Annotated in this window: 5 protein-coding genes; all 5 read left to right on the top strand. The window is 66.3% G+C overall.

The features are described from left to right. A partial coding sequence (mshL, locus tag B2W70_RS07650; protein WP_349677439.1) for a pilus (MSHA type) biogenesis protein MshL occupies window positions 1-1,624 on the top strand: 1,624 nt, incomplete at its 5' end. A 20-nt stretch (window positions 1,625-1,644) separates the two neighbouring features. After that, window positions 1,645-3,354, top strand: a complete 1,710-nt coding sequence (locus B2W70_RS07645) for a GspE/PulE family protein (RefSeq protein WP_286744438.1) — start codon at window positions 1,645-1,647, stop codon at window positions 3,352-3,354. A gap of 7 nt (window positions 3,355-3,361) precedes the next feature. After that, the gene (locus tag B2W70_RS07640) at window positions 3,362-4,594 is read left to right on the top strand and encodes a type II secretion system F family protein (RefSeq protein WP_058086976.1); all 1,233 of its coding nucleotides are present in this window, start codon (window positions 3,362-3,364) and stop codon (window positions 4,592-4,594) included. A gap of 86 nt (window positions 4,595-4,680) precedes the next feature. Next, window positions 4,681-5,136, top strand: coding sequence for a type II secretion system protein (locus B2W70_RS07635; protein WP_286744435.1), 456 nt, complete (start codon window positions 4,681-4,683; stop codon window positions 5,134-5,136). A gap of 48 nt (window positions 5,137-5,184) precedes the next feature. Then, window positions 5,185-5,303: type IV pilin protein (locus tag B2W70_RS07630; protein WP_286744440.1), on the top strand; the 119-nt coding region annotated here is incomplete at its 3' end.

The raw sequence follows: 5,303 nt of genomic DNA, 5'->3' as shown, positions 1-5,303 counted from the left end.
TGGCCCGGCGTCTGCCGAGGCGGGCTCACGCATGACCCTGACCCTCGCGTCGTTGGGCCCCGCGCACGCCGAGGCGCGTCACGTGGCACAGGCTTCGGCTCCGGTGAGTGCCCCCGTGGCAGCCCCAGCCCCGGCTGCCTCGCCCGCCCGAGGCTTCGAGCCGCGCTTTGACCTGTCGGTGCACAACGCGCCTGCCGCGCAGGTCTTCCTGCAGCTGGGTGTGAACACGCCTTACAACATCCTGGTCTCGCCCGAGATCGCGGGCAACGTCACCTTGTCGCTCAAGCAGACCACGGTGCCCGAGGCCCTGGAGACCCTGCGCGAGCTCTTCGGCTATGACTTCCGCATGGTATCGGGCAACCGCGTCTTCGTCTACCCGAACACGGTGCAGACCCGGCTGTACAAGATCAACTACCTGCCAGGCCGCCGCGTGGGCGCCTCCGACCTGCGCGTGAGCTCCAGCTCGATCGGCCAGGCATCGGGCGGCACCAGCACGGGCACCGGCTCTACCTCTACCTCGGGCTCGACGGTCACGCGCGGGCAGGACACTTCTTCGGTGCGCATGACCTCGGACACCGACTTCTGGCGCGAGGTTCAGGAGGCCCTGAACAACCTGGTCGGCAAGGAGGCGGGCCGCAACGTCACGCTCAATCCTGGTGCTGGCGTGATCGTCGTGCGCGCCACCCCGGGTGAGCTGCGCCAGGTGGCCGATTACCTGCGTGCCATCCAGCTGACGATCGAGCGCCAGGTGATGCTCGAAGCCAAGATCGTCGAGATCAGGCTGAGCAAGGGCTCCGAGACGGGCGTGAACTGGACGGCCTTCCGCGGCATCAACAGCGGCTCGACCAAGGTGGGCGGCATCGGCATGGCGCCAGGTGTGACGCTGACCAACACCGGCTCGCTCAAGGACAGCAACCTCACGGTGACGCCGGGCGTGTCCGCCGCGGCCGAGGCACTGGGCAAGGGCTTTTATGGCCTGGCCTTCCAGTCGGCCAACTTCGCGGCCCTGCTGTCCTTCCTGGAAACCCAGGGTGACGTGAAGGTGCTCTCGAGCCCGCGCATCGCCACGCTGAACAACCAGAAGGCCGTGCTCAAGGTGGGCAGCGACGAGCTGTTCGTCACCGGCGTGTCGACCACGCAGACCAGCACCGGCAGCACCACCACCAGCTCGCCAACGCTGTCACTGCAGCCGTTCTTCAGCGGCATCTCCCTGGACGTGACGCCGCAGATCGACGACACCGGCACGGTGATGCTGCACGTGCACCCGGCCATCAGTTCGGTGGCCGAGAAAGAGAAGGTCATCGACCTGGGCGAGATGGGCTCGTACCGCCTGCCGCTGGCCGCCAGCTCCATCAACGAGACCGACAGCATCGTGCGGGTGCGTGACGGGCAGATCGTCGCCATCGGCGGCCTGATGCAGCAGAACTCGATCAACGACCGCAGCGGCGTGCCCGGCTTGAGCGGCATCCCCGGTGTGGGCGGCCTGTTCCGCTACCAGTCCAACAGCGAGACCAAGCACGAGCTGGTCATCCTGATCAAACCCACCGTGATCAGCGAAGACGGCCAAGGCTGGCCTTCGGCGGACTCGGCCCTGGCTCGCTTCAACGAAGCGCAGCAGAACTGACCGCCCCCGGAGAGAGCACCATGTCCCGCCCACAGCGCTTTCGACTCGGTGACCTGCTGGTGCAGGACGCCCTGATCTCCACCGAACAGCTCGAGCAGGCGCTGGCCGAGCAACGCAGCAGCGGCCGCAAGCTGGGCCAGGTGCTCATCGACCACGGCTGGATCACCGAAGCACAGATCGCCAAGGCGGTGGCGCGACAGCTGCGCGCGCCTTACATCGACCTGGTGCACTTCCCGATTCGCCCGGAGCTGGCTCAAACGCTGCCCGAGGCCCACGCACGCCGCCTGCACGCCATCGTGCTGGAGGACACCCCGTCGGGCCTGATGGTGGGCATGGCCGACCCGACCGACATCTACGCCTACGACGAGATCGCGCGCCTGCTCAAGCGCAACGTCGACATGGCCGTGGTGACCGACAGCCACCTGCAGGCCGCACTCGACCGCGTCTACCACTCCAAGCAGGAGATCGAGGGCCTGGCCCGCGAGCTGACCACCGAGCTGGCCAGCCTGGAGACCGACCTGGGCGACCTGCTGGGCATGGACACCACCAGCAACGAAGACGCGCCCGTGGTGCGCCTGCTGTACTCGGTGTTCGAGCAGGCGCTGCGCCTGCGAGCCTCCGACATCCACATCGAGCCGCAGGAAAAGCAGCTGCGCATCCGCTTTCGGATTGACGGTGTGCTGCACGTGCAGACCGAGGCCGATGCCAAGATCGCCTCGGCCGTGGCCTTGCGCTTGAAACTCATGTCGGGGCTGGACATCTCCGAAAAGCGCCTGCCGCAAGACGGCCGCTTCGCTGTGCGCCTCAAAGACGGCAACGTCGACGTGCGGATCTCGACGCTGCCGTCGCAGCACGGCGAGTCGGTGGTGATGCGTTTGCTCAGCCAGAGCGCGGGCATGCTCGACCTCGATCGCTTGAAGCTGCCCCCCGCCATGCGCGACGCCTTCTACCGCGCCATCGACAAGCCCAGCGGCCTGATCCTGGTCACCGGCCCCACTGGCTCGGGCAAGACGACCACGCTGTATGGTGCGCTCAACGCGCTCAACAGCACCGAGCGCAAGATCATCACCGTCGAAGACCCGGTCGAGTACCGCTTGCCTGGCCTCAACCAGGTGCAGGTGATGGAGAAGATCGAGCTGACCTTCGAGAAGGTGCTGCGCTCGGCCCTGCGGCAAGACCCGGACGTCATCCTCGTGGGCGAAATGCGCGACCGCGAGACCGCCGAGATCGGCATGCGCGCCGCCATGACGGGCCACTTGGTGCTCTCGACCCTGCACACCAACGACTCGATTTCCACGCCCGCGCGGCTCATGGACATGGGCGTGCCCGCCTGGATGGTGGCCATGTCACTGCAGATGGTGGTGGCCCAGCGCCTGGTGCGCACCATCTGCGCCAACTGCTCTGCGCCCCACACGCCCCATGACCAGGAGGTGGCGATGCTGCACCGCCTGGCTGGCCCCGATGCCGACCTCAGTCGCCTGCGCAAAGGCAAGGGCTGCCCGGAATGCAGCCAGACCGGCTTCAGGGGGCGCACCGGCGTCTACGAGTTCCTGGAGATGACGCTGCCGCTGATCGACGCCATCACCGCCCCGCAAGCGGGCCTGTTCACGCAGAAAGCGCGCGAGCAGATGGCCGGACAGACCTTGCGGCGCGACGCCGTGCGCCTGGTCATGGAAGGCCTGACCACGGTGGACGAGGCCATGCGCGTGAGCGCAGAAATCGACGCCTGAGGACCGCATGAGCCGCTTCCACTACACCGCTCGCGGACCCCACGGCCCTGTGCAAGGCGTGCAGGAGGCCGCCTCGGCCGCTGCCGTCGCCGACGAGCTGCGCATGAAGGGCTGGGTCCCCCTGACCATCAAGGCCGATGCACCCACAGCGGCCAAGGGCGTGTCGGCCCCTGTGGCCCAGCCCGCCTGGATGGCGCCCAAGGTGCAGCCGCAGGATGTGATGCTGTTCAGCAAGCAGCTGTTCACGCTGATCAAGGCGGGTGTGCCGCTGCTGCGTGCGCTCAATGGCCTGCAGGAAACGGCCATCAACCCCACGTTCAAGACCGTGGTGGGCGACCTGCGCCGCAGCCTGGAGGCGGGCGTGGACCTGTCCGGCGCCATGGCCCAGCACCCCAAGGTGTTCGACAACTTCTATGTCTCGATGGTGCGCGTGGGCGAGGCCTCGGGCCAGCTCGAAGAGGTGTTCAAGCGCCTGGCCGATCACCTGCAGTTCGAGGCCGCCATGCGCCAGCAGGTCAAGTCGGCCATGCGTTACCCGAGTTTCGTGATCATGGCCATGGCCGGCGCCATCGGCGTCATCAACGTGATGGTGATCCCGTCTTTTGCCGGCGTGTTCAAGAGCATGGGGGCCGAGCTGCCCATCCTCACCAAGCTGCTGGTGGGCACCTCCAACTTCACGCTGGACAACGGCGGCACCCTGGTCGGTGTGGCAATCGGCTTGTTCCTGTTGTGGCGCCATTGGAAGAAGAGCCCGCAAGGGCGGCCCATCTGGGACCGCATGGTGCTGAACTTCCCGCTGGTCGGCCCCATCGTGACCAAGGCGGCGCTGTCGCGTTTCGCGCGCGCTTTCTCGCTGTCGTTGCGCAGCGGCGTGCCCATGGAGCGCGCGCTGTTGGGCGTGGCCCAGACGGCCGACAACGCCCACTTGGCCGCGGCCATCGAGTCGATGAAAGACCGCGTCATGCGCGGCGAGTCTTTGGCGTCTTCTGCGGCCAGCACGGGCGTGTTCACGCCCATGGCGGTGCAGATGATCGCCATCGGTGAGGAGACCGGCATGCTCGATGACCTGCTCGACGAAGTGGGCGAGATGTACAACAACGACGTGCAGTACGCGCTCAAGACGCTGTCTCAGCAGATCGAGCCGATCCTGGTCGTGTTCATGGGGGGGCTGGTGCTCGTGCTGGCCCTGGGTGTGTTTCTTCCGATGTGGAATTTGGGGCAGGTCACCCTCAAGCATTGAGGACAACTGCCGAAACAGCACGTGAACGTGCAACTTTTACCGCCGGTCAGCAGGGCATCCGGCGTCCTTCGCAGAAAGAGGTCATCATGAAATCGTCGATCCGTTCCATTTCTCGCCGCGCCCAGGCCGGCTTCACGATGATCGAGCTGATCGTCGTCATCGTGATCCTGGGCATCCTGGCCGCCACGGCTCTGCCCAAGTTCATTGACTTGCGCTCGGACGCATCCAAGTCGGCGCTCGATGGCGTCGCCGGCAACCTGGCCAGCGCCATGTCGGTGAACTACGCAGGCTGCTCGGCCGTCAACCACGTGGTGACTGCGAACAAGTGCGTCAAGATTGCCGACTGCCAGGATGCGGCCGGTCTGCTCCAGGGCGTCACCGCCGCAGCAGGCGTCTTCACGCTGGGCAACAACACCTACACCATCGCGAGCGCGACCACCAACCTGGGCACCAACGGTGGCACGACCTCTTGCTCGGTCACGACGCCGGTGGGGTCCTCCACGCTCACGGCCAACTTCACCGCGATCGGTGCCGGCAACTGATGAGCGAGGTCGAGCCGAGCAGCCCTCCGGGCGCTTGGCTTGGCCAACATGAAAGCGGCTGTGCGGCAACGACACCAAGGCTTCACCATGATCGAGCTGATCGTGGTGATCGTGATCCTGGGCATCCTGGCGGCCACCGCCTTGCCCAAGTTCATTGACTTGCGCTC

The organism is Aquabacterium sp. UBA2148, assembly GCF_002328915.1.
Classification (GTDB): domain Bacteria; phylum Pseudomonadota; class Gammaproteobacteria; order Burkholderiales; family Burkholderiaceae_C; genus Aquabacterium; species Aquabacterium parvum.
The sequence above is the reverse complement of the archived record's forward strand: the minus strand, read 5'-3'. Positions and strand labels throughout refer to the sequence as shown.